The sequence below is a fragment of the Streptomyces sp. CLV115 genome, from assembly GCF_038448545.1.
Classification (GTDB): Bacteria; Actinomycetota; Actinomycetes; order Streptomycetales; family Streptomycetaceae; genus Streptomyces; species Streptomyces sanglieri.
On the sequence record NZ_JBCEWQ010000005.1, the window covers coordinates 64,624 to 91,229 of the forward strand.

Consider the following 26,606-nt stretch of genomic DNA (forward strand, 5'->3'; position numbering starts at 1 on the left):
CCCGTGCGACGCACCGTCAGCGCATCCGGCCCACGGACTCCTTCAGCCGCCGCGCATCGCGCAGGCGCTGCTCGTACGTCGCCCCGACCATCAGCAGCAGCAGCCCGGCCACCGCGGGCGGCAGCCAGCGCGGCAGCGCACCGACCACCTGGACCACGTACGGCGCCAGTTCGTGCACGGCGTCCAGGCCCAGCACCGCGCCACCGACCAGCAGCAGCGCCTGGAGTCGCAGCCGGGCGCCCGCCAGGGTGATCACCAGGGCCGCCGCACCGAGCAACAGCGGCCGCAGCCAGTGCGGATCGATCCAGGCCGCGAAGAGGCTCGGCACCAGCGTCACCGTGAGACCCGCTCCGTACGCCGTCCACGACGACGCCTCCGGGTCGCGCCGCCTGCGCAGCACGCCGACCGCCAGGGCGGGCACCGTCACCGGCAGGGTGTAAGCCTCCGGGGCCGAGATCCCCGAGGCCGAGAGCCGCACCCAGGCCGCCAGGACGAACAGCGCCACCGCCAGGTACCCGGCCACCGGCCGGCGTTCGGCCCGTACGGCCGTGCCCGCCGCGAGCACTCCGCCCAGCGCCAGAACCAGCGCCAGGAACGGCCGGTCCGGCACCGCCATGACCACCGCCACCGCGGCCGCCGTCGCGCCGGTCAGCTCGACCGGGAGGGCCGACGGGCGGTTCCGCAGCCGGGCCCCGAGCAGCACCGTCACCAGGGGGACGGCCAGCATCAGCGGTGCCGCCCGGTGTCCGGCGAGTCCCAGCGACGCCCCGGCCGCACGGGCGAGCACCGTCGCGCACAGCACGGCCCCGCACGCCGACACCGACTGCGCGATCCGCAGCGTCCCCGCCGCGCGCGCCGCCCGGGCCCGCGGCAGTCCCCGGGGCGGCGTCGCGGTGTCGTCGAGCAGCACCGCGACCGCCCCGGACACCAGCAGCAGCACCGCGAACACCGCGTACGTGGTGGCCTGGGCCGCGAGTGCGAGGAGTCCCGTGCTCACCGCGCCGACCAGCCCGCACACCAGCGCGGCCGTCCCCACGGCAACCGCCCCGAGGCGCAGCGCCCGCACCGCCACCGCGAACACCGCGGCGACCAGCACCGACTGCGCCGCCACGGCCAGCGCGTACGACAGTCCCAGCACCGCGGGCAACGTGACGAGCCCCGCCCAGCAGAGCACCGTCGCGACGGTCCCCGCCGCGTTCCGCCAGGCCGGACCCGGCCGGACCACCGGACCGGCCGCGCGTACCAGCCGGTCCCACGACCGGTGCGCCAGGCCGAGCAGACCGGCCACCACCAGCAGCACCAGCGGGGCCGCGGTCAGCCGGGACCACGCCAGGCCCTCCGTGCCCAGGGCGGCCCGGACACCACCGTCCGGAGCGCCGGACCACACGCGGGCCAGCTGCGACACCGTGCCCATCAGAGACATCCCGACCGGCGGCGCCGAGGCCAGCACCGCGGCCGCGGTCACCGCCGACGAGGCCCACACCAGGCCCTGCCCGACCGGCCGGGGCAACGGCGCCCGTACCGACGCCAACAGCACCACGCCGCACAGCAGATACACCGGCAACGACCAGTCCCACGCCATCCCGGCACGCAGCACACCGCCCACCGCGGCCACCCCGGACAACCCGGCCAGCACACCGCCGGCCACCGCGAGGCCCCGGGGCGCACGCCACGCCCCGAACAGTGCGATCACCGCGCCCGCGAGCAGCAGCGCGGCCGGTGCCAGCGCGTCCGGCACCGCATCGGCGGACACCGACTGCCCCAGGGCCACCGCCAGTCCCAGCAGGCCCGTCGTCCAGCCGCCGACGCAGGCCGTCACCCGGACCGCGAGGCCCGGCCCCCGCACCGCGATCGCGCAGTCCAGCGCCGCCGTCAGCAGCAGCGCCCAGCCGAACACCGAGGCACCCGCACCCGCCGACCAGGCCCACAGCAGCAGGGGCAGCTGGGCGCTCACCACCGCCAGGGGCAGCGGCAGCCGGAGCCGGTCGAGCAGCAGCCCGTACCCGGCCCACAGCACCGCCAGAACGGTCGAGGCGGCCGCGGCGAAACCGGGCCCGTCGGCGTCCGGTATCGCGACCCGGTGCAGCGCGTAGGCGTCGAGGACCATCAGCACGGAGGCCAGGGCGCCCAGTGACTCGGCCGTCGCGGACAGCCCGCGGCGCAGCAGCACGGCGGGGGCGGCGAGCGCCGCGAGCGTCACCACGGCGAGCACCGCCGAACGGCCGGCGATCCCCATGTGACCCCAGCTGACCAGGGTGAACGCGATCGCCGCGACCGTCAGCAGCAGACCGCCCAGGGTGAGCAGCACGTTCTGCGCGCTGCGTGGTCCGGCCTCCGCGGCGGGAGACCCGGGCGGAGGCGCGAACGGGGCTGCGGGCCGGGCTGTCGGGGGCGGCCCGAACGGGGCGGCGAACTGCGGAGCCGGTGATCCGGCGGGCGGCCCGGCGGGCGGCGTCAGCACGCTCAGCAGCCAGGCACGGCGAACCAGCAACTGGGACCGGCGGGCGTCCAGCCGGGCCAGTTCGCGATCGAGGAGCGCCAATTCCTCGGCGGGTGGCGGCACATGTTCCATGAACGCGAGTGTGGCGCGAGCCACAGGTCCGGACATGCGCTCGGATACTCAGTTGCCCGGCTGAGTACGAGCAGACTGGGGTCATGGACTGGAGCCACTACCGATTCGTGAGTGTCTGGGACCTTCCCGCACCACCCGGCGCCGTGTACGAGATCCTCGAACGCGCCGAGGACTACCCGCGCTGGTGGCCGCAGGTCCGGGAGGTCACCCCGGTCGACGGCACCACCGGCACCACCCGCATCCGCTCGCTCCTCCCGTACGACCTCGTCATGACCGTCCGCGAACGCCGCCGCGACCCCCGGGCCGGGGTGATCGAGGCGACGCTCAGCGGTGATCTGGACGGCTGGATCCGGTGGACGGTCGGCCCGCACGACGGTGGCAGCCGGGCCGTCTACGAGCAGGAGGTCGAGGTGCGCCGGCGGCTGATGCGGCTGCTGGCGGTACCCGGACGCCCGGTGTTCCGGGCCAATCACGCCCTGATGATGCGTGCCGGGCGGCGGGGTCTCGCGGCCTGGCTGGAAGCGGTTTGAACCTGACCCGCGGAGACCTGTATGGTTCAACCCGTTCCCGGGCGATTAGCTCAGTGGGAGAGCGCTTCGTTCACACCGAAGAGGTCACTGGTTCGAACCCAGTATCGCCCACCCGGAAGAAGCCGGTCCGTCAGCAGAATCGACGGACCGGCTTCTGCGTGTGCGCAAGCGGACACCGGGCATCCGGTCACGCCGCGGCGGGCAGCTCCGGACGCAGCGGCCACGCCGGATCCACCGCCTCCGCCGCGCCGTTCTTCGTGAACCACGCCTGCAGCCCACGTGCCTGCGCCGCATGCCACACGGCCTGCAAGGTGTGCAGCTCCGGTGGGGTCAGCCGGTCCAGCCGGGACGAGAACCGCCGCCCCACCGCCCGCACCAGCTCCAGCGAGGCCGCCGCGTCGGCCGCCGCGTCGTGGGCGCCGTCGAGCACCACGCCGTACAGCTCGCAGAGATCGGTGAGGGTCCGCCGGCCCTTGCGGTAGCGGTCCAGATGCTTGTCGAGCACCCGCGGATCCAGCACGCACAGCGGGGAGTTCTGCAGATACGGCCCGAGCGACGAGGCGCGGTGGCGCTTCAGCTCCCGGTCCAGCAGCGTCAGGTCGAACGGCGCGTTCATCACGACCAGCGGGCGCCCCGCCGCGCACTGCTCGGCCAGCGCACGGGCTATCTCCTCCACCACCGGCGCCGGCCAGCGGCCGTTGCGCTGAAGGTGATCGTCGGTCAGACCGTGGATCTCGGTGGCCCCCACGGGTACCGGTATCCCCGGATTCACCAGCCAGCGGGTCACGCGCATCCGCCCGCCCGCCGCGTCCTGGACGACCAGGGCGGCCGAGACGATCCGGTCCCCCTCGACGTCGACTCCTGTTGTCTCGGTGTCAAAAGCGGCCAGCGGCCCCTCGTACCAGTGAGTCATCCCCGAACTCCTCGTGCCCGAACGGCAGATGTGTGATTCCTCTGCCCGGTCCGGTGATACCCGCGCCCTTTGCCTGATACGCCGTTTGCGGGCCTTCCGGTGCGGTGACAACACAGGTGAGGGATACGGAAGTTGTCCGTCGCCCGCCCCGGAGAACCGATCGGCACAGCCCGGAAGGCACACGCAGCCATGGCGCTCGCGCAGCCCGAACCGAGCGGGCTGCTGTCCCAGCGGATCCAACCGCTGCGCGGCACACTCGCAACCACCGCCTGCATGGAGACGCTCCAGGTGGGCCATCTGCACGCCGTCGCGGCCGCGGCGGGGTGCTCCCTGTCGCAGCCCTTCCCCGACAACGGCATCGACTGGCATGTCAGCCACGGCGCCCCAGGCCATGCCGTGGACGACGAAGTGACCATAAAGGTGCAGCTCAAGTGCACCTACCAGATCCCGCCGAACCCGCCGGGACCGACATTCGCCTTCACTCTCGACAACGCCCACCTCGTGAAACTGGCGCGGACCCCCGTGTCGGTGCACAAGATCCTCGTCGTGATGATCGTGCCGCGCAGCCAGGACGACTGGCTGCGCGCCGGACACGACCGGCTGGACCTGCGGCACTGCTGCTACTGGACCAACCTGGCCGGCCACGCGGTGACGGGCCGGCACCGGACGACCGTGCGGATCCCCACCTCGCGGATCTTCGACGACCGGGCGCTCTGCGAGATCATGACCCGCGTAGGGGCGGGAGGGAGACCCTGATGCACCGGCCGATGGGCGAATACGACGACTGCGCGGACGGAGCGACCCCGCCGGCCACCCGCCCGCACCCCGTCGGGACCGCGGGACCGGGGGGCGATGCAGTCCGGCTCCCCTGGGGTGTCCCGGACCCCGCCCGCGTCGACCCCGCGGTGCTCGGCGCACTGCTCGGCCGGCACGGCTGGCAGCGCAGGGGCGGGGCGGCCGGGCGCTACAGCCGGTGGACCCCACCGGGCCCACCGGCCCCGCCCGGCGGCGGGACGAGCCTCCTGGTCCCCGACACCACCGCCTTCCCCGACAGTGAGGACCTCCTCGCCGAGGCGCTGACCGCGCTCGCCCGCAGCGCCGCACCCTCCGCACGCGAGGTCCTGGTCTCCCTCGCCGTGCCCAGCGACGAGATCCGCTGGTGGCGCGAGGTCCCCGAAGCGGTCGCGGGCGCGGCCGGCTGGGCCGGGGCGGAGCGGCTGCACACCGCCGCCCGGCAGATACTGCTCGCCGGAGCCCTCGCCGTACGCGCAAACACCGGCTACCACGGCGCACGCCACCGCCGCAGGGCCCGGGCCGCGCTCGAAGGCCTCCTCGTCGGGCCCGCGCCCGGCGGCCGTGAACTCGCCGCGTTCGTGCCGGTGGAGCCGGGCCGCGCCGTCGCCGTACGCCTCCACCGAGCGCTGCACGCCACCCGCGAGGCCGTGGACTACCAGCGGGCCACCGGCGGCTACGAGGCCTTCGACACCGCTGTCGAGGCGGGCGTCAGCCGGGAGCTGACCGAGGCCGTCATCGCACTCGTCCGGGGCTCGGAAGGGGCCGGGATCGCGCTGGAGTGGGCACCCGCCGCCGGGACGCCCGAGGGCTGCCCGGCGCGGCCCGAGCCGGTGGAGTTCTCCCCGGGCGACCTGCCGGCCCTGCGCCGGGCGGGCGCCCGCTACCTGCACGACGAGCCCGCCGTGCCGGTACGGATCACCGGCGCCGTCGTCCGGATGCGCCGCTCGGCACCGCGCGGCGCCGGGATCGTCCGGCTGCGGGTGCTGGCCGGCGCCGAGGTGCCGCACGTGCGGCTGGAGCTGGACGAGGAGGCGTACCGGATCGCCGGCCACGCCCATCTCGTGGGGCTGCCGATCCGGGTGGAGGGCAGGCTGGAGAGCCGCGGCGGCTTCCGGCGGCTGACGAGGACCTCGCACGTCGTGCCCGTGCAGGTCGACGACGCGGAACGGGACCGGATGATGAAGTCGCTCCAGGAGAATGTCGACCACTTCGAGGAGGCCTGCACCGGCGAACAGGGCCCGGGACCGGGGGCCCGCGGGGGAGCGGTGGGGCCGGCTGCCCAATCCGTTTCGCAGAGGGGGCCCGCTCCTCGGTACGATTCGTAGCGCACGCGCACTGTGAACGCGTGCGTTCCCCCTGAGTCAGGAGAGACCGGTGTCAGACGTCCGTGTGATCATCCAACGCGATTCCGAGCGGGAAGAGCGCGTGGTGACGACGGGCACTACGGCGGCCGAGCTCTTTCCCGGCGAGCGCACCGTTGTCGCCGCCCGGGTCGCCGGTGAGCTGAAGGACCTGGAGTACGTCGTCGCCGACGGCGAGATCGTCGAGCCCGTCGCGATCTCCTCCGAGGACGGCCTGAACATCCTGCGGCACTCCACCGCGCACGTGATGGCGCAGGCCGTGCAGCAGCTCTTCCCCGAGGCCAAGCTGGGCATCGGTCCGCCGGTCAAGGACGGCTTCTACTACGACTTCGACGTCGAGAAGCCGTTCACCCCCGAGGACCTCAAGGCCATCGAGAAGAAGATGCAGGAGATCCAGAAGCGGGGCCAGAAGTTCTCCCGCCGGGTCGTGACGGACGAGGCGGCCCGCGAGGAGCTGGCCGACGAGCCGTACAAGCTGGAGCTCATCGGCATCAAGGGCTCCGCCTCCTCCGACGACGGCGCGGACGTCGAGGTGGGCGGCGGCGAGCTGACCATCTACGACAACCTCGACCCGAAGACCGGCGACCTGTGCTGGAAGGACCTCTGCCGGGGTCCGCACCTGCCGACCACCCGGTTCATCCCGGCGTTCAAGCTGATGCGCAACGCCGCGGCGTACTGGCGCGGCAGCGAGAAGAACCCGATGCTCCAGCGCATCTACGGCACCGCGTGGCCCACCAAGGACGAGCTGAAGGCGCACCTGGAGTTCCTGGAGGAGGCCGCCAAGCGCGACCACCGCAAGCTCGGCAACGAGCTGGACCTCTTCTCCTTCCCGGACGAGATCGGCCCCGGTCTCGCGGTCTTCCACCCCAAGGGCGGCATCATCCGCCGCGCCATGGAGGACTACTCGCGCCGCCGGCACGAGGAGGAGGGCTACGAGTTCGTCTACTCCCCGCACGCCACCAAGGGCAAGCTCTTCGAGAAGTCCGGCCACCTGGACTGGTACGCCGACGGCATGTACCCGCCCATGCAGCTCGACGACGGGGTGGACTACTACCTCAAGCCGATGAACTGCCCGATGCACAACCTGATCTTCGACGCGCGCGGCCGTTCCTACCGTGAACTGCCGCTGCGCCTCTTCGAGTTCGGCACGGTGTACCGGTACGAGAAGTCCGGCGTGGTGCACGGTTTGACCCGCTCGCGCGGTTTCACGCAGGACGACGCGCACATCTACTGCACCAAGGAGCAGATGGCCGAGGAGCTCGACCGGACGCTCACCTTCGTCCTGAACCTGCTCCGCGACTACGGCCTGACCGACTTCTACCTGGAGCTCTCCACCAAGGATCCGGAGAAGTTCGTCGGCTCCGACGAGATCTGGGAAGAGGCAACCGAGACGCTGCGCCAGGTCGCCGAGAAGCAGGGCCTGCCGCTGGTCCCGGACCCGGGCGGCGCCGCGTTCTACGGCCCGAAGATCTCGGTGCAGTGCAAGGACGCCATCGGCCGCACCTGGCAGATGTCGACCGTGCAGCTCGACTTCAACCTGCCGGAGCGCTTCGACCTGGAGTACACCGGCCCGGACGGCACCAAGCAGCGCCCGGTCATGATCCACCGCGCCCTGTTCGGCTCCATCGAGCGGTTCTTCGCGGTGCTGCTGGAGCACTACGCGGGTGCGTTCCCGGTGTGGCTGGCCCCGGTCCAGGCGGTGGGCATCCCGATCGGTGACGCGCACGTCCCGTACCTCCAGGAGTTCGCGGCCAAGGCCCGCAGGAAGGGGCTGCGGGTCGACGTGGACGCCTCCTCGGACCGGATGCAGAAGAAGATCCGGAACCAGCAGAAGGCCAAGGTGCCCTTCATGATCATCGCGGGCGACGAGGACATGGCCAACGGCGCCGTCTCCTTCCGCTACCGCGACGGATCGCAGGAGAACGGCATCCCGGTCGAGGACGCCATCGCCAAGATCCAGAAGGCCGTCGAGGACCGCGTCCAGGTCTGACGGACACCTCGAAGGTGAGAGGCCCCCGGAGAGCTACCCGCCCTCCGGGGGCCTCTTCTCGTCCTCCCGCCGGAAGACCTGGAGCAGCCACGACGAGAACGACCCCGTCACCGCCCCCAGCAGCGCCAGCCCGCACATCATCAGACCCGTGGCGACGATCCGGCCCCCCGGCGTGACCGGCACCGCGTCCCCGTACCCCACCGTCGTGAGCGTCTCGCACGCCCACCACACCGCGTCGCCGAAGGTATGGATCGTGGAGTCCGGGTCCTTGTGTTCCTGGTGGTAGACCGCGAGCGCCGCCGAGAAGCCGAGCAGCAGGGCCGACGCGCCGGCGTAGCTGATCACGCGCGCGTACAGGCTCAGCCGCGGCTGGTCCCGGCGCTGCTGGACCGCGGTGTAGACCCGGATCAGGCGCAGCGGCCGCAGCAGCGGAAGCAGCAGCACCAGTGTGTCCAGCCAGTGCACCCGGACGAAGCGGTGGCCGAGGCCGCTGAGCCGGAGCCGTACGGCGTAGTCCGCCGCGAAGACCAGCCAGGTGGTGCCGACCAGGGCGAGGGCGATGTCCCGCCAGGGTTCGGCGTCGTCGGGGGCGAGGACCCGGACCGCGTAGCCGAGCAGGAAGATCAGCGAAATGCCGAGGAGCGGCACCTCGGTGCGCTGTTCCCAGAGCAGGAGACGAGGAGGGGCGGAGTCGGCGGACCGGTCGCTCATCGCCTCAGCATCGCCGTAGGCCCACTGGTGCGGCCCCGGCGACACGCACCGCTGGAGTGAAGCAATATGCTGATCGCCATGACGAGTGAGCCGGAGCAGCAGATCGGAGTGGGAACGCCCGACGCGTTCCAGCGCCTGTGGACGCCCCACCGGATGGCGTACATCCAGGGCGAGAACAAGCCGACCGGTCCGGAGGCCGGCGACGGCTGTCCGTTCTGCGGGATCCCGTCGAATTCGGACGAGGACGGGCTCGTCGTCGCGCGCGGCAAGCACGTCTACGCGGTGCTGAACCTGTATCCGTACAACGGCGGCCATCTGATGGTGGTGCCGTACCGGCACGTGGCGGACTACACGGAGCTGGACGGTCCGGAGACCATGGAGCTGGCCGACTTCACCAAGCGGGCGATGGTGGCACTGCGGGCGGCCTCGGGGGCGCACGGATTCAACATCGGCATGAACCAGGGTTCGGTGGCGGGGGCCGGCATCGCGGCCCATCTGCACCAGCATCTGGTGCCGCGCTGGGGTGGCGACACCAACTTCATGCCGGTGGTCGGCCACACGAAGGTGCTGCCGCAGCTGCTCGCCGACACCCGCAAGATGCTGGCCGACGCCTGGCCGGCCGGCTGATCCCGGCCATGTCCTGCGCAAGGGCCGCCCCGGCGTCTCCCGCCGGGGCGGCCTTCGTGCGCCGGGGCGCCCGGCTACGCGTCGTACAGGTCGGCCTTGCGCGGGGTCGGGTCCTGCACCGCGCCGCTCAGTATCATCGAGCGGTTGTCGAAGCGCTCGATGTCGACGCCGTTTTCCTTGAGGACGCGCAGGGCGGCGCTGTGGACGGCGCGCAGGACCGGGGTCGCGGCACGCATCGCGTCGTCCGCCATGAAGCGGTGGCGCCACGGCTTCTCGGCCCAGGCGTGCCGCAGGCCGAACGGCTCGGGCAGGGCGATCTTGCCGCCCAGGTAGTCCAGCAGCGGCGGATACCAGGTGAACGGGGCGCGCAGGGCGAGCCGGACGACCTCACTGGGCTCGACCAGCGGGAGGGTGATGTCGCGGGTCTCCCAGAACCGGACGGTCTTGTTGACCGTCTTGGTCTTGGCCGCGGGCTTGCTGGTGAACAGCGAGTGGACCGGGCCGAGCGCGTGTCCGGTGACCTCGATGCGCAGGGTCTCGTGGAGCACCGTGACCGTGATCATCATCGTGATGATCAACTGGCCTTCCCAGAGGGTGAACTGGACACCCAGATAGTGCCGGTCGCCGCTGCCGAACTGCTGGTGGTTGCAGATCCGCTGTATCTCGTGCGGCTTGACCTGGAAGGTGGCGACGTCCTCGCCGTCGGGGCGGGAGACCGAGCCGGCGTTCTCCCCGACGGGGGACACGATCCAGTGGGTGACCGACGGGGTGGGGAACCCCCCGGTGTTCAGCGGGCCGCGCTCCAGCACCTTGAGCTGGTCGTGGATGGCCCGGATCAGGTCCCAGCTGCGGAACTGGTGGAACTCCTTGCCGGGTTCCTTGGAGACGAGCTCCTCGGCGAGCTGCCAGCTGCCCCAGCGGGTGCCCATGCCGAGGATGCCCTTGGGGCCCGCGTAGAAGACCGAGTTGGACTGCTGCTCGGCGGTGAGCTTCTCCAGGCCCTGGCGGAGCGCCTCGCGGGAGGTCTCGTTCGGGTTCTTCGGCACGGCCTCGGGGATCTTGGCGACGACGCCGCCGCCCGAGAGGAGCCCCTCCCAGCGGGCGCGCATGTCCTTGGCGGAGGACTCGGCGATCCGCTTGGCGATGAACCAGCCGATGACCGGGGCGATGATCATCGCCCGGACGTAGAGCGCCAGGAATCCATTGAGCGGCAGGCCGACCAGCAGGACCAGCGCCACGATGCCGATGATCGGCAGCAGCGCGCTGCCCAGGGCGGAGAGGGCCTTGTCCTTGGTGCCGCCGAGAAGGTCGCGCAGGCGGAACGCGAGGACCCACAGGATCATGCCGGGCAGGAAGACGAAGCCGAACAGAGCGGTGACGGCGGTGAGTTTGGTGTCACGGCTCTTGCGGAGTCGGCTCGCGGACAGGCAGTGCTCGACGACCGCCTGCGGGTCGGTCCCGAAGGACTGGATGAGGGCGCCGCGGGCGCCGCCCAGCATGCGCTCCTGGACGGCGCGGGAGAACGCCTCGCCGAGATTGGGCTTGAAATAGTCGGACTTGAAGAGCTTGGAACGGCCCACCTTGACTTCGGACTTGTGCCATTCGCTGTTGGCTTCAAGGATTTTCTCCACCGGGCTGTCGCGGTACGCGGCGGAGGCGAGGGCGTTCGTCGCCACCGCCTGTCCGCCCGACCCCTGGAGCGGGATCTGTGCTCCGGGAGAGAAATCGAATCCGTCGCTGGCCACTGTCGCCCCCACTCACCGCCGAGGAACTGCTCCTGCGGCTGTTTCCCAACTGCCGTGCCCGGCACACCTTCTGAGCTGGGACCAAAGCGTATCGTCCGGATCGCCGCGCCGCCCGCCCCTGTGGACAAAGACGGGCGGCATGGCCGGTCATGAGTCGTTCGGGTCGTTCTCCGGCCGTCCCCGGAGGCGTTCGGCGAGCTGCGGGGGCATTGCTTCGTGCCGGGCGTACGCCCGGTCGAACCGGCCGGCGCCATGGGAGAGGGAGCGCAGGTCGACCGCGTACCGGCCGATCTCCAGCTCGGGCACCTCGGCCCGCACCAGGGTGCGGCCGGTGCCGGACTGCTCGGTCCCGATCACCCTGCCGCGCCGCCCGGACAGATCGCTCATCACCGGCCCGACATAGTCGTCGGGGACCAGGACCCGGACCTCGGCGACGGGTTCGAGGAGCTGGATACGGGTGTCCGCGGCGGCCTCGCGCAGGGCCAGCGCGCCCGCGGTCTGGAACGCCGCGTCGGAGGAGTCCACCGAGTGGGACTTGCCGTCCCGCAGCGTGATGCGCACATCGACGAGCGGATGGCCGGCCGAGACCCCGCGGGCGGCCTGCGCCCGCACCCCCTTCTCGACGGACGGGACGAACTGACGGGGCACCGCCCCGCCGACCACCCTGTCGACGAATTCGATGCCCGAGCCCGGAGGCAGCGGCTCCACGTCGATCTCGCAGATGGCGTACTGGCCGTGGCCGCCGGACTGCTTCACGTGCCTGCCGCGCCCGGTCGACGGGGCGGCGAAGGTCTCACGGAGCGGCACCTTGTGCGGTACGGCGTCGACCTGGACGCCGTAGCGGCTGCGCAACCGGTCCAGCGCCACGTCCTGGTGGACCTCGCCGAGGCACCACAGGACCACCTGGTGGGTGTCCTGATTCTGCTCCAGGCGCATGGTCGGGTCCTCGGCGACCAGCCGGGCGAGCCCCTGGGAGAGCTTGTCGTCGTCCGCCTTGCTGTGCGCCTCGATGGCCAGCGGAAGCAGCGGGTCCGGTGCGGTCCAGGGATCGAGCATCAGCGGCCGGTCCGGATCGGAGAGGGTGTCCCCGGTCTCGGCACCGCCCAGTTTGGGGACGCCGGCCAGATCCCCCGCGACACAGGAGGTGACCGGGCGCTGCTGCTTGCCGAAGGGGGAGGAGAGCGCCCCGACGCGCACCTCGGTCTCGTGGAAGGGCCGGGGCTCGTGGCCGGGATCGGTGAGCCCGTGGCCGAAGACATGGACGGTCTGGTCGGGCCGCAGGGTGCCGGAGAAGACCCGGACCAGCGAGATCCGGCCGACGTAGGGGTCGGAGGCCGTCTTGACGACCTCGGCGACGAGCGGGCCGTCCGGGTCACAGGTCAGGACCGGCCGCGACGCCCCGTGCAGGGGGGTGACGTCGGGAAGCGGGCGCTCCGGCGGGGTCGGGAAGCCGCCGGTGATCAGGTCCAGCAGCTCGACGGTGCCGACGCCCTGGCGGGCGCCCGGAGCGGCGGGGGCGGCGGTGAGGACCGGGTGGAAGGTGCCCCGGGCCACGGCGCGCTCCAGATCGTCGACGAGTGTCCTGATGTCGACCTCGGCCCCGTCGAGGTACCGGTCCATCAGGGTCTCGTCCTCGCTCTCGGCGATGATCCCCTCGACGAGGCGGTTGCGGGCCTCCTGGAGCGCCGGCAGCTGTTCCTCGGGGGGCGGGTTCTCCCGCCGCTCGCCCGAGGAGTAGTCGAAGATCCGCCGGCCGAGGAGTCCGGTGAGCCCGGTGAGCGGGGCGTGCCCGTCGGCGCCCTCGGGGCCGTGGACGGGCAGATGGAGCGGGAGCACGGCATCGGGGTCGTCACCGCCGAAGATCTCACCGCAGATCCGGGTCATCTCCTCGAACGAGGTGCGTGCCGTGTCCAGATGGGTGACGACGACGGCGCGCGGCATGCCGACGGCCGCGCACTCCTCCCAGACGGCGCGGGTGGCACCCGCCACCGCTTCGGCCTCCTGCGCGGCGGACACGATGAACAGGGCCGCGTCCGCCGCGCGCAGACCGGCCCTGAGTTCCCCGACGAAGTCCGCGTAGCCGGGGGTGTCCAGCAGATTGATCTTGTACCCGCCCCATTCGACGGGGACCAGGGAGAGCTGTACGGAACGCTGCTGGCGGTGTTCGATCTCGTCGTAGTCGGAGACGGTGGCGCCGTCCTCGACCCGGCCCGCCCGGTTGACGGCGCCCGCGGTCTGCGCGAGCGCCTCGACGAGCGTGGTCTTTCCGGAGCCGCTGTGGCCGACCAGCACCACATTCCGTACGGATGAGGGCCGGCCGGCCGTCGCTGCCCTGCCGGCGGCCCCGGTGTGTGCGTGTGTCCTGTCGCCCATGATGCGTGCCTCCCAGATAGTGGCGGGGAGCGGAGGAAAACCGACGCGATGCGGGGAGAGAGCTGCACGGGCACTGGGGAGCCGCCGCGGCGGCTACGGCGACGCCCGCGGTAATTCGAGCTTTCCACTCGGGGCAGGCCGCGTCCATACATGGCACCTCGCCGCGCGACGCCGGGTGCCCGGACGGTGGAGTCCGGCGGTCGTGACTACGATGGGCCAGCCGGTGGCCGTAGGGGCCGCGCGGCCCACCGACCCTCGGGAAGGCCATGCTGAACAAGTACGCGCGTGCATTTTTTACGCGTGTCCTCACACCGTTCGCCGCGCTGCTGCTCCGTCTCGGCGTGAGCCCTGACGCGGTCACTCTGATCGGTACGGCCGGGGTGGTGGCAGGTGCGCTGGTCTTCTTCCCGATGGGGGAGTTCTTCTGGGGCACGATCGTCATCACGATCTTCGTCTTCTCCGACCTCGTCGACGGCAACATGGCCCGGCAGGCCGGTGTCTCCAGCCGCTGGGGCGCGTTCCTGGACTCGACCCTTGACCGGGTCGCCGACGGGGCGATCTTCGGTGGATTCGCGCTCTGGTACGCGGGCAACGGCGACGACAACGCGCTCTGCGCGGTCGCGATCTTCTGTCTGGCCAGCGGCCAGGTGGTCTCGTACACGAAGGCGCGCGGCGAGTCGATCGGGCTGCCGGTCGCGGTCAACGGGCTCGTGGAGCGTGCCGAGCGGCTGGTGATCTCGCTGGTCGCGGCCGGGTTCGCCGGTCTGCACAAGTTCGGTGTGCCCGGGATCCAGGTCCTGCTGCCGATCGCGCTGTGGATCGTCGCCGTGGGCAGCCTGGTGACGCTCGTGCAGCGGGTCGTGACCGTGCGCCGCGAGTCCGCCGAGGCCGACGCGGCCGAGGCGGCCGCCGCGGGGCCGGGGACCGGGACCGCACCGTGAGCGACGATCCGGTCCAGCCGCGCAACGGCCCGCGGGACCGGCTGACCGACGGGCTGTACGGGCTCGGCTGGGGCGCGGTCAAGAAGCTGCCCGAGCCGGTCGCCCGGGCTCTCTTCCGCACCATCGCAGACCAGGTCTGGAAGCGGCGCGGCAAGAGCGTGCTGCGGCTGGAGTCGAATCTGGCCCGGGTCGTCCCCGGGGCGTCACCGGCCCGGCTGGCCGAGCTCTCCCGGGCCGGGATGCGCTCGTACATGCGCTACTGGATGGAGTCGTTCCGGCTGCCCACCTGGAGTCCGGCACGGATCAAGGCGTCCATAGAGGTCCGGGACGCGCACCGGCTGACCGACGGACTCGACGCCGGGCGCGGCGTCATCCTCGCCCTGCCGCACCTGGGGAACTGGGACCTGGCGGGAGCCTGGGTCACCACCGATCTCAAGGTGCCCTTCACCACGGTCGCCGAGCGTCTCAGGCCCGAGACCCTGTACGACCGGTTCGTGGCCTACCGCGAGGGGCTCGGCATGGAGGTCCTGCCGCACAGCGGCGGGGCGGCCTTCGGCACCCTGGCGAGGCGGCTGCGGGCGGGCGGGCTGGTCTGTCTGGTCGCCGACCGCGATCTGTCCGCCTCCGGGGTCGAGGTGACGTTCTTCGGCGACACCGCGCGGATGCCGGCCGGGCCGGCACTGCTGGCCCAGCAGACCGGGGCACTGCTGCTGCCGGTGACGCTCTCCTACGACGACACGCCCGTGATGAAGGCCCGGATCCACGCGCCGGTCGAGCTGCCCGAGTCGGGCGACCGCACCGAGAAGACGTCCTCGATGACACAGGCGCTGGCCGATGCCTTCGCCGTCGGGATCGCCGACCATCCGGAGGACTGGCACATGCTGCAACGGCTCTGGCTCGCCGATCTGGAGACCCGGGAGGACCCGACGTGAAGATCGGCATCGTCTGCCCGTACTCCTGGGACGTGCCCGGCGGGGTGCAGTTCCACATCCGCGACCTGGCCGAGCACCTGATCCGGCTGGGCCACCAGGTGTCGGTGCTGGCGCCCGCCGACGACGAGACGCCGCTGCCGCCGTACGTGGTGTCGGCGGGCCGGGCCGTACCCGTCCCGTACAACGGCTCCGTCGCCCGGCTGAACTTCGGCTTCCTCTCGGCCGCCCGGGTGCGCCGCTGGCTGCACGACGGCACCTTCGACGTGATCCACATCCACGAGCCGACCTCGCCGTCGCTGGGGCTGCTCGCCTGCTGGGCCGCGCAGGGGCCGATCGTCGCCACGTTCCACACGTCCAACCCGCGCTCCCGGGCCATGATCGCCGCGTACCCGATCCTCCAGCCGGCGCTGGAGAAGATCAGCGCGCGCATCGCGGTGAGCGAGTACGCCCGCCGCACCCTGGTCGAGCACCTGGGCGGTGACGCCGTCGTCATCCCCAACGGCGTCGATGTCGGCTTCTTCGCCGCCGCCGAGCCCAAGGCCGAGTGGCAGGGCGGCACGATCGGCTTCATCGGGCGCATCGACGAGCCCCGCAAGGGCCTGCCGGTCCTGATGCGGGCCCTGCCCGCGATCCTCGACGCCCGCCCGGACACCCGGCTGCTGGTGGCCGGCCGGGGCGACGAGGAGGAGGCCGTCGCCTCGCTGCCCGAGGCGATGCGCCGGCGGGTCGAGTTCCTCGGCATGGTGAGCGACGAGGACAAGGCGCGGCTGCTGCGCAGCGTCGATGTGTACGTGGCCCCCAACACCGGGGGCGAGAGCTTCGGGATCATCCTGGTCGAGGCCATGTCGGCCGGTGCCCCGGTCCTCGCCAGCGATCTGGACGCGTTCGCGCAGGTGCTGGACCTCGGCGCGGCGGGCGAGCTCTTCGCCAACGAGGACGCGGACGCGCTGGCCGCTTCGGCGATCCGGCTGCTGGGCGACCCGGAGCGGCGTGCGGAGCTGCGTGAGCGGGGCGCCGCGCACGTACGCCGGTTCGACTGGTCGACGGTCGGGGCGGACATCCTCGCGGTGTACGAGACGGTGACCGACGGGGCGGCCTCGGTGGCGGCCGACGAACGCACGGGACTGCGTGCCCGGTTCGGGCTGGCTCGGGAGTGAGGGCCGCCGGCCGGGAGCCGGGGAGCCGGGGCCGGGCGGGCACGCCGTCGGTGCCTCACCGGTAGCCTTGCCGCCCGTGATCGAAACCCTCATCTGGATCGCCGTCGCGATCGTCGCGATCGGTATGTACCTCAGCTGGACCGCCGGACGGCTGGACCGGCTGCACACCCGCATCGACGCCGCTCGGGCCGCCCTCGACGCGCAGCTGCTGCGCCGTGCGTCGGTCACCCAGGAACTGGCCACCTCCGGTGTCCTCGATCCGGCCGCCTCCATCGTCCTGTACGAGGCCGCGCACGCGGCCCGCCAGGCGGAGGAGGAGCACCGCGAGGTCGCGGAGAGCGAGCTGAGCACCGCGCTGCGGGCGGTCTTCGGCGAGACGGCGCAGGTGGAGGCCGTGAAGGAGATCCCCGGCGGCGAGGAGGCGGCGCTCGAACTCGCCGCCGCCGTGCGCCGTGTGCCCATGGCCCGGCGGTTCCATAACGACGCCGTGCGCGCGGCGCGCGCGCTGCGCCGGCACCGCAAGGTGCGGTGGTTCCGGCTGGCCGGACACGCCCCGTTCCCGCTGGCCTTCGAGATGGACGACGAACCCCCGGTGGCCCTGGCGGACCGCCCCGTCAGCTGACCGGACCGCCCCGCTCGCGCGTGACGGGGGCCACATCTCGCCCCGTACGCGTTCAAAACGATCCACCGGCCTGCCATTGGCCCTTGCAGTGGCCTGTTCGCGGAGAGTTTGCTCAGCACTGCACCGAGCAGCGTTTTTCAGCAACTTTTCTCCGAGTGAGGTCGATCCATGTCCACGCTTCCCACCACCCCGCAGTCCGACTCCCCGGCCACCGGCACCGCGCGCGTCAAGCGCGGCATGGCCGAGCAGCTCAAGGGCGGCGTGATCATGGACGTCGTCAACGCCGAGCAGGCGAAGATCGCCGAGGACGCGGGCGCCGTGGCGGTCATGGCCCTGGAGCGGGTTCCGGCCGACATCCGCAAGGACGGCGGCGTGGCCCGGATGTCGGACCCGAACATGATCGAGGAGATCATCGAGGCCGTCTCCATCCCGGTGATGGCGAAGTCGCGCATCGGCCACTTCGTCGAGGCGCAGGTCCTGCAGTCCCTCGGTGTCGACTACATCGACGAGTCCGAGGTCCTCACCCCGGCCGACGAGGTCAACCACAGCGACAAGTTCGCCTTCACCACCCCGTTCGTCTGCGGCGCCACCAACCTGGGCGAGGCCCTGCGCCGGATCGCCGAGGGCGCGGCCATGATCCGCTCGAAGGGCGAGGCCGGCACCGGGAACGTCGTCGAGGCCGTCCGTCACCTGCGCCAGATCAAGAACGAGATCGCCCGCCTGCGCGGCTACGACAACAACGAGCTGTACGCCGCCGCCAAGGAGCTCCGCGCCCCGTACGAGCTCGTCAAGGAGGTCTCGGAGCTCGGCAAGCTGCCCGTCGTGCTGTTCTCCGCGGGCGGTGTCGCCACCCCCGCCGACGCCGCGCTGATGCGCCAGCTCGGCGCCGAGGGCGTCTTCGTCGGCTCCGGGATCTTCAAGTCCGGCGACCCGGCCAAGCGTGCCGCCGCGATCGTGAAGGCCACCACCTTCTACGACGACCCGAAGATCATCGCGGACGCCTCCCGGAACCTGGGCGAGGCCATGGTCGGCATCAACTGCGACACCCTGCCCGAGACCGAGCGCTACGCCAACCGTGGCTGGTAATCACTGATGAGCGACACCCCTGTGATCGGAGTCCTGGCTCTCCAGGGCGACGTACGGGAACACCTGATCGCCCTGGCCTCGGCCGACGCCCTGGCCAGGCCGGTCCGGCGTCCCGAGGAACTCGCCGAGGTCGACGGTCTGGTCGTTCCCGGTGGCGAGTCCACCACGATGTCCAAGCTGGCCTCCCTGTTCGGCATGCTGGAACCGCTGCGCGAGCGGGTACGGGAGGGCATGCCCGTCTACGGCACCTGCGCCGGAATGATCCTGCTCGCCGACAAGATCCTCGACCCGCGCTCGGGCCAGGAGACGATCGGCGGGATCGACATGATCGTGCGCCGCAACGCCTTCGGGCGACAGAACGAGTCCTTCGAGGCGGCCGTCGAGGTCGCCGGAATCGAGGGCGGCCCCGTGGAGGGCGTGTTCATCCGCGCCCCCTGGGTGGAGTCCGTCGGTGCGCAGGCCAAGGTGGTGGCGGAGCACGGCGGTCATATCGTCGGCGTCCGTCAGGGAAACGCCCTGGCTACGTCTTTCCACCCGGAATTGACCGGGGACCATCGCGTTCACGCGTTGTTCGTGGACATGGTGCGCGCAGTCGGCTGACTCGATCCCGGTAGGATCTCTCGGGTTCGAATCGTTTTTGGTGACGCGAAGGAGAAGGCAGATGTCCGGCCACTCTAAATGGGCTACGACGAAGCACAAGAAGGCCGTGATTGACGCCAAGCGCGGCAAGCTCTTCGCGAAGCTGATCAAGAACATCGAGGTCGCGGCCCGCACCGGCGGTGTGGACCCCGAGGGCAACCCGACCCTCGTGGACGCGATCCAGAAGGCGAAGAAGAGCTCCGTACCGAACAAGAACATCGACTCCGCGGTCAAGCGCGGCGGCGGTCTCGAAGCGGGCGGCGTCGACTACCAGACGATCATGTACGAGGGTTACGGCCCCAACGGTGTCGCGGTGCTCATCGAGTGCCTCACCGACAACCGCAACCGTGCCGCCTCCGACGTACGGGTCGCGATGACCCGCAACGGGGGCTCGATGGCCGACCCGGGTTCGGTCTCGTACCTCTTCAACCGCAAGGGCGTCGTCATCGTCCCCAAGGGCGAGCTGACCGAGGACGACGTCCTGGGTGCCGTGCTCGACGCGGGCGCCGAGGAGGTCAACGACCTCGGTGACACGTACGAGGTCGTCAGCGAGGCCACCGACATGGTCGCGGTCCGTACCGCGCTCCAGGAGGCCGGCATCGACTACGACTCCGCCGAGGCCAACTTCCTGCCCACCATGCAGGTCGAGCTGGACGAGGAAGGCGCGCGCAAGATCTTCAAGCTGATCGACGCGCTGGAGGACAGCGACGACGTGCAGAACGTCTTCGCCAACTTCGACGTCTCGGACGAGGTCATGGAGAAGGTCGACGCCTGAGCCACGCTCGGCGCAGCCCTCAGCGACGGGCCGACGGGGACACACCCCGTCGGCCCGTCGCATTGTCAGTGCGAGCCGATAGCCTGCGGGAACAGTTGACCGATCGGTACGGAGGGGGCGTCCCATGCGGGTGCTGGGCGTGGACCCGGGGCTGACCCGGTGCGGTGTCGGCGTCGTCGAAGGCGTCGCCGGCCGCCCCCTGACGATGCTCGGCGTCGGGGTCGTGCGCACCCCGGCCGACGCCGAGCTCGGCCACCGGCTGGTCGCCATCGAACGCGGCATCGAGGAATGGCTCGACGAGCACCGGCCCGAATTCGTCGCCGTGGAGCGGGTGTTCAGCCAGCACAACGTCCGTACGGTCATGGGCACCGCCCAGGCCAGCGCCGTCGCCATGCTCTGCGCGTCGCGCCGCGGCATCCCCGTCGCCCTGCACACCCCCAGCGAGGTCAAGGCCGCCGTCACGGGCAGCGGCCGCGCCGACAAGGCACAGATCGGCGCGATGGTCACCCGGCTGCTGCGGCTCGACGCCCCGCCGAAACCGGCCGACGCGGCCGACGCCCTGGCCCTCGCCATCTGCCACATCTGGCGTGCCCCCGCCGTCAATCGCCTCCAGCAGGCCCACGCGGCAGCCACCGCGTCCCGCACCCCGCGCGTCCCCCGTACCCCCGCAGTTCCCGTCCGGAAGGTCCCCCGATGATCGCCTTCGTCAGCGGCCCCGTCGCCGCACTCGCCCCGACCACGGCCGTGATCGAGGTCGGCGGCATCGGCATGGCCGTCCAGTGCGCGCCCAACACCCTCGCCCCCCTCCGGATCGGCAAGGAGGCCAGGCTCGCCACCTCCCTCGTCGTACGGGAGGACTCCCTCACCCTCTACGGCTTCGCCGACGACGACGAGCGGCAGGTCTTCGAGCTGCTCCAGACCGCCAGCGGTGTCGGGCCCCGGCTCGCCCAGGCGATGCTCGCCACCCACAGCCCGGACGCCCTGCGCACCGCGGTCGCCACCGGCGACGAGAAGGCGCTCACCGCCGTCTCCGGCATCGGCAAGAAGGGCGCGCAGAAACTCCTCCTCGAACTGAAGGACAGGCTCGGCGAGCCGGTCGGCGCACACATCGGCCGCCAGGGCATCGGTACCGCCGTCACCAGCTCCTGGCGCGACCAGCTCCAGGCCGCCCTGATCGGCCTCGGCTACGCCACCCGCGAGGCCGACGAGGCGGTCACCGCCGTCGCCCCGCAGGCCGAGGCGGCGATCGCCGAGGGCGGAGCGGCCCCCGTGCCGCAGCTGCTGCGGGCCGCACTCCAGACCCTCAACCGCGCGCGCTGACCGGAGCGCCGCACCCCGGGGAACACCCCGACGCCGGGCCGGGCACCGCACGGCACCGAAACACCCGAGGCGGGACAGACTGAATGAACTGGGACGAGACCGGACCCGACACCGACGAGCGGCTCGAAGAGAGCCTCGTCCATGCCGACGCGGACGGCGAGGACACCGCGGTCGAAGCGGCGCTGCGCCCGAAGGACCTGGACGAATTCGTCGGCCAGGAGAAGGTGCGCGAACAGCTCGACCTGGTCCTCAAGGCGGCCCGGGCCCGCGGCGCCACCGCCGACCACGTCCTGCTCTCCGGTGCCCCCGGCCTCGGCAAGACCACCCTCTCCATGATCATCGCGGCCGAGATGGGCGCGCCGATCCGGATCACCTCCGGCCCCGCGATCCAGCATGCGGGTGATCTCGCCGCGATCCTCTCCTCCCTCCAGGAGGGCGAGGTCCTCTTCCTCGACGAGATCCACCGCATGTCGCGGCCGGCCGAGGAGATGCTCTACATGGCGATGGAGGACTTCCGGGTCGACGTCATCGTCGGCAAGGGCCCCGGCGCCACGGCGATCCCGCTGGAACTGCCGCCGTTCACCCTGGTCGGCGCGACCACCAGGGCCGGACTGCTGCCGCCGCCGCTGCGCGACCGCTTCGGCTTCACCGGCCACATGGAGTTCTACGCCCCCACCGAGCTGGAGCGCGTCATCCACCGCTCCGCCCGCCTCCTCGACGTGGAGATAGACGCGGACGGCGCCGCCGAGATCGCCGGCCGCTCCCGCGGCACCCCCCGGATCGCCAACCGGCTGCTGCGCCGCGTCCGCGACTACGCCCAGGTCAAGGCCGACGGACGGATCGACCGCCCGGTCGCCGCCACCGCCCTCGGGGTCTACGAGGTCGATGCCCGCGGTCTCGACCGGCTCGACCGCGCGGTGCTCGGCGCCCTGCTCAAGCTCTTCGGCGGCGGCCCCGTCGGGCTGTCCACCCTCGCGGTCGCCGTGGGGGAGGAGCGCGAGACCGTCGAGGAGGTCGCGGAGCCCTTCCTGGTGCGGGAGGGCCTGCTGGCCAGGACGCCGCGCGGACGGGTCGCGACACCCGCGGCCTGGGCCCATCTGGGGCTCGTGCCTCCGCAGCAAGGCGGAAAGGGACAACAGGGCCTGTTCGGGGCGTGATCTGTCACAGCTTGACCGGAGCAGGAACCACAGGGCGGCGCCGGGCGTTGTTCCATCGATGCGGACTCGCTTAGACTCCGCCGATGCCGCCCTTACAGGTCGGTGTACCCACCCCCGTAGATACAGGCCGCCTTCGAGCGCGGTCGTGCGAAGGAAACTCGTCCCGTGAATCCCGTGACTCTCCTCCCCTTCATCGTGCTCATCGGGGCCATGTTCCTGATGACGCGGTCCGCCAAGAAGAAGCAGGCGGCCGCCGCCCAGATGCGCAACGAGATGCAGCCCGGCACCGGCGTCCGGACGATCGGGGGCATGTACGCCACCGTCAAGGAGCTGCACGACGACACGGTTCTCCTTGAGATCGCGCCCGACGTCCATGCCATCTACGCCAAGAACGCCATCGGCGCCGTCCTCGACGACGCGGAGTACAACCGCATCGTCCACGGCGACGACGAGAGCGGTCTCGACCTCGACGGCACCGTCGTCCCCGACGACGCCTCCTCGCTGACCGGGGACGACGCCGACAAGGACGCCTCGGACGACGCCCGGATCGACCTCGGCAAGAAGACCGAGGACGCCGCGCCGAAGGACGACGAGTCCGGCAAGAAGGCCGAGGGCAAGGACGACGGCGAGGCCGACGCGAAGTAACCCACGCCCGGGGATGCCGTGAGCCCACCGGCATCCGGCATTCCCGGTACCGTGCGGTCTTCTGCGGGGACGGGTCCCCACTACACTTCGTGGCCGCTCGGGCGCGTACCCGGCGCGGGGCGGTTGGACAGGGAGAAACGAGAAGGTGGCAGCACCGAAGAAGAGGCGGGCGCCGGCAGGCGGTCAGGGCAGGCCGGGGCGCTCCCTGGCTCTGATCCTGATCGCCATGGTCGCGCTCACCGGCGGGATGTTCCTGGCCGATCAACCAACCCCACGGCTCGGCATCGACCTGGCGGGCGGCACCTCGATCACGCTTGAGGCGAAGAGCGAGCCGGGCCAGGAATCGGCGATCAACAAGACCAACATGGACACGGCGGTCCAGATCATGGAGCGCCGTGTCAATGGTCTTGGCGTCTCCGAGGCCGAGGTCCAGACACAGGGCAAGAGCAACATCATCGTCAACATTCCCAAGGGCACGAACTCGGCCCAGGCCCGGGAGCAGGTCGGCACCACGGCCAAGCTCTACTTCCGGCCGGTGCTGACCGTTGCCCAGGGCACGCCCACCCCGGAGCCCAGCGCCTCGTCGTCCGGCAAGCCCACCCCGTCCGGCAGCCCCAGCGCCCCCACCGCCGACAAGGGCAAGACGTCGGCGACGCCGAACGCGAGCGCCACCACCCAGGGCCGCGCGGTCACCGGCGCCCTCAAGGCCGACGCCACGCCGAACCCCAAGGCGAGCACCACGCCCAAGGCCGACGCCACACCGAAGGCCGACGCCACGCCGTCCGCCGACGAGGCCGCCGCGGCCAAGCTGCAGAAGCAGTTCGCGGCGCTGGACTGCTCCAGCAAGGCGTCCCGCGCCGAGGCCGCACGGGGGGCCAAGCCCACCGACACGGTCGTCGCGTGCAGCTCCGAGGGCGACGCGAAGTACGTCCTCGGCCCGGCCCAGGTGTCCGGCACCGACGTGGACAGCGCCAAGGCGGCGATCGACCAGACGAACGGTCAGTGGATCGTTCAGATGGAGTTCACCAAGGGTGGCGCCAAGAAGTTCCAGAAGATCACGGGCCAGCTCGCTCAGCAGCAGTCGCCGCAGAACCAGTTCGCGATCGCGCTCGACGGTGAAGTCGTCTCGGCGCCCTCCGTACGCACGGCACTGAGCGCCAACGCCGAGATCTCCGGCAGCTTCACCCAGCAGTCCGCCGAGGACCTGGCCAACGTGCTCTCCTACGGTGCGCTCCCGCTCTCGTTCAAGGAGCAGAGCGTCACCACGGTCACCGCCGCGCTCGGTGGCGAGCAGCTCCAGGCCGGTCTGATCGCCGGTGCCATCGGTCTGGCCCTGGTGGTCATCTACCTGGTGGCCTACTACCGGGGCCTCGCGTTCATCGCGCTTCTGAGCCTCCTGGCCTCCGGCATCCTGACCTACACGCTCATGTCGCTGCTCGGCCCGGCCATCGGCTTCGCGCTGAACCTCCCGGCGGTCTGCGGCGCCATCGTGGCCATCGGTATCACCGCGGACTCCTTCATCGTGTACTTCGAACGCGTCCGCGACGAGATCCGTGAGGGCCGCACGCTCCGTCCGGCCGTCGAGCGGGCCTGGCCGCGCGCCCGGCGCACCATCCTGGTCTCCGACTTCGTGTCGTTCCTCGCCGCCGCGGTGCTCTTCGTGGTCACCGTCGGCAAGGTCCAGGGCTTCGCGTTCACGCTGGGTCTCACCACCCTGCTCGACGTGGTCGTGGTGTTCCTCTTCACCAAGCCGGTCATGACGCTGATGGCCCGTACGAAGTTCTTCGCCGGCGGTCACCCGTGGTCCGGCCTGGACCCGAAGCGGCTCGGCGCCAAGCCGCCGCTTCGCCGCTCGCGCCGTGTCAACGCCCCCACTGACCCGAAGGAGGCGTGAGATGTCGCGACTCGGCACTCTCGGCGCCCGTCTCTACCGAGGCGAGGTCGGCTACGACTTCATCGGCAAGCGCAAGATCTGGTACGGGATCTCGATCCTGATCACCATCACGGCCATCGTCGGCCTGGCGGTCAGCGGCCTGAACATGGGCATCGAGTTCAAGGGCGGCGCGGTCTTCACCACCCCGAAGACCAGCGTCACCGTCGCCAAGGCGGAGGACCTGGCCACGGAGGCCTCCGGCCACCAGGCGATCGTCCAGAAGCTCGGCAACGGCGGTCTGCGCATCCAGATCACCGAGGTCGACACCGCGAAGTCCGACGAGATCAAGAGCACGCTCTCCAAGGACCTCGACGTTCCCGCGGAGAAGATCGCCGCCGACCTGGTCGGCCCCAGCTGGGGTGAGCAGATCGCCAACAAGGCCTGGACCGGCCTCGGCATCTTCATGGTCCTCGTGGTGATCTACCTGGCCATCGCCTTCGAGTGGCGCATGGCCATCGCGGCCCTGGTCGCGCTGATCCACGACATCACCATCACGGTCGGTGTCTACGCCCTGGTCGGCTTCGAGGTCACCCCGGGCACCGTGATCGGTCTGCTGACCATCCTCGGTTACTCCCTCTACGACACGGTCGTCGTCTTCGACAGCCTCAAGGAGGGCACCCACGGGATCACCAAGCAGACCCGGTGGACCTACAGCGAGATCGCCAACCGCTCCATCAACGGCACACTGGTCCGCTCCATCAACACCACCGTGGTGGCCCTGCTGCCGGTCGCCGGTCTGCTGTTCATCGGTGGCGGCGTCCTCGGCGCCGGCATGCTGAACGACATCTCCCTGGCGCTCTTCGTCGGCCTCGCCGCCGGTGCGTACTCCTCGATCTTCATCGCCACGCCGCTCGTCGCCGACCTCAAGGAACGCGACCCGCAGATGAAGGCCCTGAAGAAGCGGATCCTCGCCAAGCGCGCGGCGGCCGCCGCCAAGGGCGAGTCCGCCGAGGACGAGCAGTCGGACGACGACCACCCGCAGGACGCGACGCCCGCCGCCGCGGTCGTCGGCCAGCGCCAGCAGCCCCCCAGGGGCCACGGCCGGACCCCGGGGAAGCGTCGATGACCAGCACCACCGACACCACCCGCGAGCTCCTGCTCAGCCGGATCCGCGACGTCCGGGACTACCCGAAGCCGGGCGTGCTGTTCAAGGACATCACCCCGCTGCTCGCGGACCCGGTGGCCTTCTCGGCGCTCACCGACACCCTCGCCGAGCTGTGCGTACGGCACGGCGCCACGAAGGTCGTCGGCCTGGAGGCGCGCGGCTTCATCCTGGCCGCCCCGGTCGCGGTCCGGGCCGGGCTCGGCTTCGTACCCGTCCGCAAGGCGGGCAAGCTGCCCGGAGCCACGCTCAGCCAGGCGTACGAGCTGGAGTACGGCACCGCCGAGATCGAGATCCACGCGGAGGATCTGTCCGCCGACGACCGGATCATGGTCATCGACGACATCCTCGCCACCGGCGGCACCGCCGAGGCCTCGCTGGAGCTGATCCGGCGGGCCGGTGCCGAGGTCGCGGGCGTCGCAGTCCTCATGGAGCTCGGATTCCTGGACGGACGTGCCCGGCTGGAACAGGGTCTGGCGGGTGCTCCGCTGGAGGCACTCATCCACGTGTGAGTACCGCATTGCACGAATCGGGTGTCCAGGATTCTTCTGGGCACCCGATTCGCGTTTGCGCATCACCATGGAGATCAAGAATGGCTCGAAAGGTAGGTGCCAGATTATGTGACTACCTGATTGGATCTTCCTGATGCTGCTGATCGGCATCTCAACGGGAGGAACCAC

At 71.3% G+C, this 26,606-nt stretch carries 24 protein-coding genes and 1 tRNA gene; 20 read left to right on the forward strand and 5 right to left on the reverse strand.

The genetic code is table 11. The features are described 5' to 3' along the window. Window positions 1–16 precede the first annotated feature (16 nt). Window positions 17–2,572 carry an SCO7613 C-terminal domain-containing membrane protein gene (locus tag AADR41_RS03165; RefSeq protein ID WP_342279820.1) on the reverse strand — a complete coding sequence of 852 codons (2,556 nt, stop codon included), beginning with the start codon at window positions 2,570–2,572 and terminating at the stop codon, window positions 17–19. An 83-nt stretch (window positions 2,573–2,655) separates the two neighbouring features. On the opposite strand from AADR41_RS03165, the gene AADR41_RS03170 reads away from it, so the two are divergent. Further along, on the forward strand, window positions 2,656–3,102 hold the full coding sequence (locus AADR41_RS03170) for an SRPBCC family protein (RefSeq protein ID WP_342279821.1): 447 nt from the start codon (window positions 2,656–2,658) through the stop codon (window positions 3,100–3,102). 39 nt (window positions 3,103–3,141) lie between these two features. Next, window positions 3,142–3,213, forward strand: a tRNA-Val gene (locus AADR41_RS03175). A 76-nt stretch (window positions 3,214–3,289) separates the two neighbouring features. Here the strand turns inward: AADR41_RS03175 and AADR41_RS03180 are convergent. Further along, the gene (locus AADR41_RS03180; RefSeq protein ID WP_342279822.1) at window positions 3,290–4,015 is read right to left on the reverse strand and encodes a 3'-5' exonuclease; all 726 of its coding nucleotides are present in this window, start codon (window positions 4,013–4,015) and stop codon (window positions 3,290–3,292) included. 189 nt (window positions 4,016–4,204) lie between these two features. On the opposite strand from AADR41_RS03180, the gene AADR41_RS03185 reads away from it, so the two are divergent. Genes AADR41_RS03185 through thrS form a run of 3 tightly spaced genes read left to right on the forward strand, consistent with a single transcriptional unit; the run spans window position 4,205 to window position 8,161 of the window. Continuing rightward, window positions 4,205–4,771: a DUF4365 domain-containing protein gene (locus AADR41_RS03185; RefSeq protein ID WP_342279823.1), complete on the forward strand. Its 567-nt coding sequence runs from the start codon at window positions 4,205–4,207 to the stop codon at window positions 4,769–4,771. Next, complete coding sequence (locus tag AADR41_RS03190) at window positions 4,771–6,135, forward strand: hypothetical protein (protein WP_342279824.1); 1,365 nt, start codon at window positions 4,771–4,773, stop codon at window positions 6,133–6,135. Before AADR41_RS03185 ends, AADR41_RS03190 begins: the two co-directional genes overlap by 1 nt. A 49-nt stretch (window positions 6,136–6,184) precedes the next feature. Further along, complete coding sequence (gene thrS, locus AADR41_RS03195; protein WP_342279825.1) at window positions 6,185–8,161, forward strand: threonine--tRNA ligase; 1,977 nt, start codon at window positions 6,185–6,187, stop codon at window positions 8,159–8,161. Between the two features lie 33 nt (window positions 8,162–8,194). Here thrS and AADR41_RS03200 read toward each other — a convergent pair whose 3' ends face one another. After that, window positions 8,195–8,872 (reverse strand): potassium channel family protein, encoded by a 678-nt coding sequence (locus tag AADR41_RS03200; RefSeq protein WP_342279826.1) that lies wholly within the window; start codon window positions 8,870–8,872, stop codon window positions 8,195–8,197. A gap of 66 nt (window positions 8,873–8,938) precedes the next feature. Between AADR41_RS03200 and AADR41_RS03205 the strand changes: the two genes are divergently transcribed. Next, window positions 8,939–9,499 carry an HIT family protein gene (locus tag AADR41_RS03205; protein WP_342279827.1) on the forward strand — a complete coding sequence of 187 codons (561 nt, stop codon included), beginning with the start codon at window positions 8,939–8,941 and terminating at the stop codon, window positions 9,497–9,499. Between the two features lie 74 nt (window positions 9,500–9,573). Here AADR41_RS03205 and AADR41_RS03210 read toward each other — a convergent pair whose 3' ends face one another. Beyond that, complete coding sequence (locus AADR41_RS03210) at window positions 9,574–11,244, reverse strand: hypothetical protein (protein ID WP_342279828.1); 1,671 nt, start codon at window positions 11,242–11,244, stop codon at window positions 9,574–9,576. Between the two features lie 147 nt (window positions 11,245–11,391). After that, window positions 11,392–13,617, reverse strand: coding sequence for an elongation factor G-like protein EF-G2 (locus AADR41_RS03215; protein WP_342279829.1), 2,226 nt, complete (start codon window positions 13,615–13,617; stop codon window positions 11,392–11,394). A 266-nt stretch (window positions 13,618–13,883) separates the two neighbouring features. Here AADR41_RS03215 and pgsA point away from each other — a divergent pair, with 266 nt between their 5' ends. The 14 genes from pgsA to AADR41_RS03285 all read left to right on the forward strand — a co-directional run bounded on the left by pgsA (window position 13,884) and on the right by AADR41_RS03285 (window position 26,438). Then, complete coding sequence (pgsA, locus tag AADR41_RS03220) at window positions 13,884–14,558, forward strand: phosphatidylinositol phosphate synthase (RefSeq protein WP_342279830.1); 675 nt, start codon at window positions 13,884–13,886, stop codon at window positions 14,556–14,558. After that, window positions 14,555–15,490 carry a phosphatidylinositol mannoside acyltransferase gene (locus AADR41_RS03225; protein WP_342279831.1) on the forward strand — a complete coding sequence of 312 codons (936 nt, stop codon included), beginning with the start codon at window positions 14,555–14,557 and terminating at the stop codon, window positions 15,488–15,490. The genes pgsA and AADR41_RS03225 overlap by 4 nt, the downstream gene beginning before the upstream one ends. Further along, a complete protein-coding gene (locus tag AADR41_RS03230) occupies window positions 15,487–16,647 on the forward strand; it encodes a glycosyltransferase family 4 protein (protein ID WP_342279832.1) in 1,161 nt (386 codons plus the stop codon). The genes AADR41_RS03225 and AADR41_RS03230 overlap by 4 nt, the downstream gene beginning before the upstream one ends. Before the next feature lie 124 nt (window positions 16,648–16,771). Continuing rightward, the gene (locus AADR41_RS03235) at window positions 16,772–17,269 is read left to right on the forward strand and encodes a hypothetical protein (protein WP_342279878.1); all 498 of its coding nucleotides are present in this window, start codon (window positions 16,772–16,774) and stop codon (window positions 17,267–17,269) included. Window positions 17,270–17,437: 168 nt separating this feature from the next. After that, window positions 17,438–18,355 carry a pyridoxal 5'-phosphate synthase lyase subunit PdxS gene (gene pdxS, locus AADR41_RS03240; protein ID WP_342279833.1) on the forward strand — a complete coding sequence of 306 codons (918 nt, stop codon included), beginning with the start codon at window positions 17,438–17,440 and terminating at the stop codon, window positions 18,353–18,355. A gap of 6 nt (window positions 18,356–18,361) precedes the next feature. Next, a complete protein-coding gene (gene pdxT / locus AADR41_RS03245) occupies window positions 18,362–18,955 on the forward strand; it encodes a pyridoxal 5'-phosphate synthase glutaminase subunit PdxT (RefSeq protein ID WP_342279834.1) in 594 nt (197 codons plus the stop codon). 61 nt (window positions 18,956–19,016) lie between these two features. Continuing rightward, the gene (locus tag AADR41_RS03250; protein WP_072484508.1) at window positions 19,017–19,769 is read left to right on the forward strand and encodes a YebC/PmpR family DNA-binding transcriptional regulator; all 753 of its coding nucleotides are present in this window, start codon (window positions 19,017–19,019) and stop codon (window positions 19,767–19,769) included. A 124-nt stretch (window positions 19,770–19,893) separates the two neighbouring features. Then, the gene (gene ruvC / locus AADR41_RS03255) at window positions 19,894–20,466 is read left to right on the forward strand and encodes a crossover junction endodeoxyribonuclease RuvC (protein WP_342279835.1); all 573 of its coding nucleotides are present in this window, start codon (window positions 19,894–19,896) and stop codon (window positions 20,464–20,466) included. Further along, the gene (ruvA, locus tag AADR41_RS03260) at window positions 20,463–21,089 is read left to right on the forward strand and encodes a Holliday junction branch migration protein RuvA (protein ID WP_342279836.1); all 627 of its coding nucleotides are present in this window, start codon (window positions 20,463–20,465) and stop codon (window positions 21,087–21,089) included. The genes ruvC and ruvA overlap by 4 nt, the downstream gene beginning before the upstream one ends. 83 nt (window positions 21,090–21,172) lie before the next feature. Beyond that, window positions 21,173–22,246: a Holliday junction branch migration DNA helicase RuvB gene (gene ruvB, locus AADR41_RS03265; RefSeq protein ID WP_342279837.1), complete on the forward strand. Its 1,074-nt coding sequence runs from the start codon at window positions 21,173–21,175 to the stop codon at window positions 22,244–22,246. Between the two features lie 165 nt (window positions 22,247–22,411). Next, window positions 22,412–22,891: a preprotein translocase subunit YajC gene (yajC, locus tag AADR41_RS03270; protein ID WP_342279838.1), complete on the forward strand. Its 480-nt coding sequence runs from the start codon at window positions 22,412–22,414 to the stop codon at window positions 22,889–22,891. Between the two features lie 145 nt (window positions 22,892–23,036). Then, window positions 23,037–24,785: a protein translocase subunit SecD gene (gene secD, locus AADR41_RS03275; RefSeq protein WP_342279839.1), complete on the forward strand. Its 1,749-nt coding sequence runs from the start codon at window positions 23,037–23,039 to the stop codon at window positions 24,783–24,785. A 1-nt stretch (window position 24,786) separates the two neighbouring features. After that, window positions 24,787–25,890 carry a protein translocase subunit SecF gene (gene secF, locus AADR41_RS03280; RefSeq protein WP_342279840.1) on the forward strand — a complete coding sequence of 368 codons (1,104 nt, stop codon included), beginning with the start codon at window positions 24,787–24,789 and terminating at the stop codon, window positions 25,888–25,890. Then, window positions 25,887–26,438, forward strand: a complete 552-nt coding sequence (locus AADR41_RS03285; RefSeq protein ID WP_342279841.1) for an adenine phosphoribosyltransferase — start codon at window positions 25,887–25,889, stop codon at window positions 26,436–26,438. Before secF ends, AADR41_RS03285 begins: the two co-directional genes overlap by 4 nt. The last annotated feature ends 168 nt before the right edge of the window (window positions 26,439–26,606 follow it).

What these genes read in the sequence shown, in the direction of transcription:
- AADR41_RS03190 (WP_342279824.1), top strand. Translation starts at nt 4,771, where the DNA reads ATGCACCGGCCGATGGGCGAATACGACGACTGCGCGGACGGAGCGACC.
- AADR41_RS03205 (WP_342279827.1), top strand. Translation starts at nt 8,939, where the DNA reads ATGCTGATCGCCATGACGAGTGAGCCGGAGCAGCAGATCGGAGTGGGA.
- AADR41_RS03180 (WP_342279822.1), bottom strand. Translation starts at nt 4,015, where the DNA reads ATGACTCACTGGTACGAGGGGCCGCTGGCCGCTTTTGACACCGAGACA.
- AADR41_RS03235 (WP_342279878.1), top strand. Translation starts at nt 16,772, where the DNA reads ATGTACCTCAGCTGGACCGCCGGACGGCTGGACCGGCTGCACACCCGC.
- secF (WP_342279840.1), top strand. Translation starts at nt 24,787, where the DNA reads ATGTCGCGACTCGGCACTCTCGGCGCCCGTCTCTACCGAGGCGAGGTC.
- AADR41_RS03165 (WP_342279820.1), bottom strand. Translation starts at nt 2,572, where the DNA reads ATGGAACATGTGCCGCCACCCGCCGAGGAATTGGCGCTCCTCGATCGC.
- AADR41_RS03285 (WP_342279841.1), top strand. Translation starts at nt 25,887, where the DNA reads ATGACCAGCACCACCGACACCACCCGCGAGCTCCTGCTCAGCCGGATC.
- AADR41_RS03250 (WP_072484508.1), top strand. Translation starts at nt 19,017, where the DNA reads ATGTCCGGCCACTCTAAATGGGCTACGACGAAGCACAAGAAGGCCGTG.
- AADR41_RS03170 (WP_342279821.1), top strand. Translation starts at nt 2,656, where the DNA reads ATGGACTGGAGCCACTACCGATTCGTGAGTGTCTGGGACCTTCCCGCA.
- ruvC (WP_342279835.1), top strand. Translation starts at nt 19,894, where the DNA reads ATGCGGGTGCTGGGCGTGGACCCGGGGCTGACCCGGTGCGGTGTCGGC.
- pdxS (WP_342279833.1), top strand. Translation starts at nt 17,438, where the DNA reads ATGTCCACGCTTCCCACCACCCCGCAGTCCGACTCCCCGGCCACCGGC.
- pgsA (WP_342279830.1), top strand. Translation starts at nt 13,884, where the DNA reads ATGCTGAACAAGTACGCGCGTGCATTTTTTACGCGTGTCCTCACACCG.
- AADR41_RS03215 (WP_342279829.1), bottom strand. Translation starts at nt 13,617, where the DNA reads ATGGGCGACAGGACACACGCACACACCGGGGCCGCCGGCAGGGCAGCG.
- pdxT (WP_342279834.1), top strand. Translation starts at nt 18,362, where the DNA reads ATGAGCGACACCCCTGTGATCGGAGTCCTGGCTCTCCAGGGCGACGTA.
- AADR41_RS03185 (WP_342279823.1), top strand. Translation starts at nt 4,205, where the DNA reads ATGGCGCTCGCGCAGCCCGAACCGAGCGGGCTGCTGTCCCAGCGGATC.
- AADR41_RS03200 (WP_342279826.1), bottom strand. Translation starts at nt 8,872, where the DNA reads ATGAGCGACCGGTCCGCCGACTCCGCCCCTCCTCGTCTCCTGCTCTGG.
- ruvB (WP_342279837.1), top strand. Translation starts at nt 21,173, where the DNA reads ATGAACTGGGACGAGACCGGACCCGACACCGACGAGCGGCTCGAAGAG.
- ruvA (WP_342279836.1), top strand. Translation starts at nt 20,463, where the DNA reads ATGATCGCCTTCGTCAGCGGCCCCGTCGCCGCACTCGCCCCGACCACG.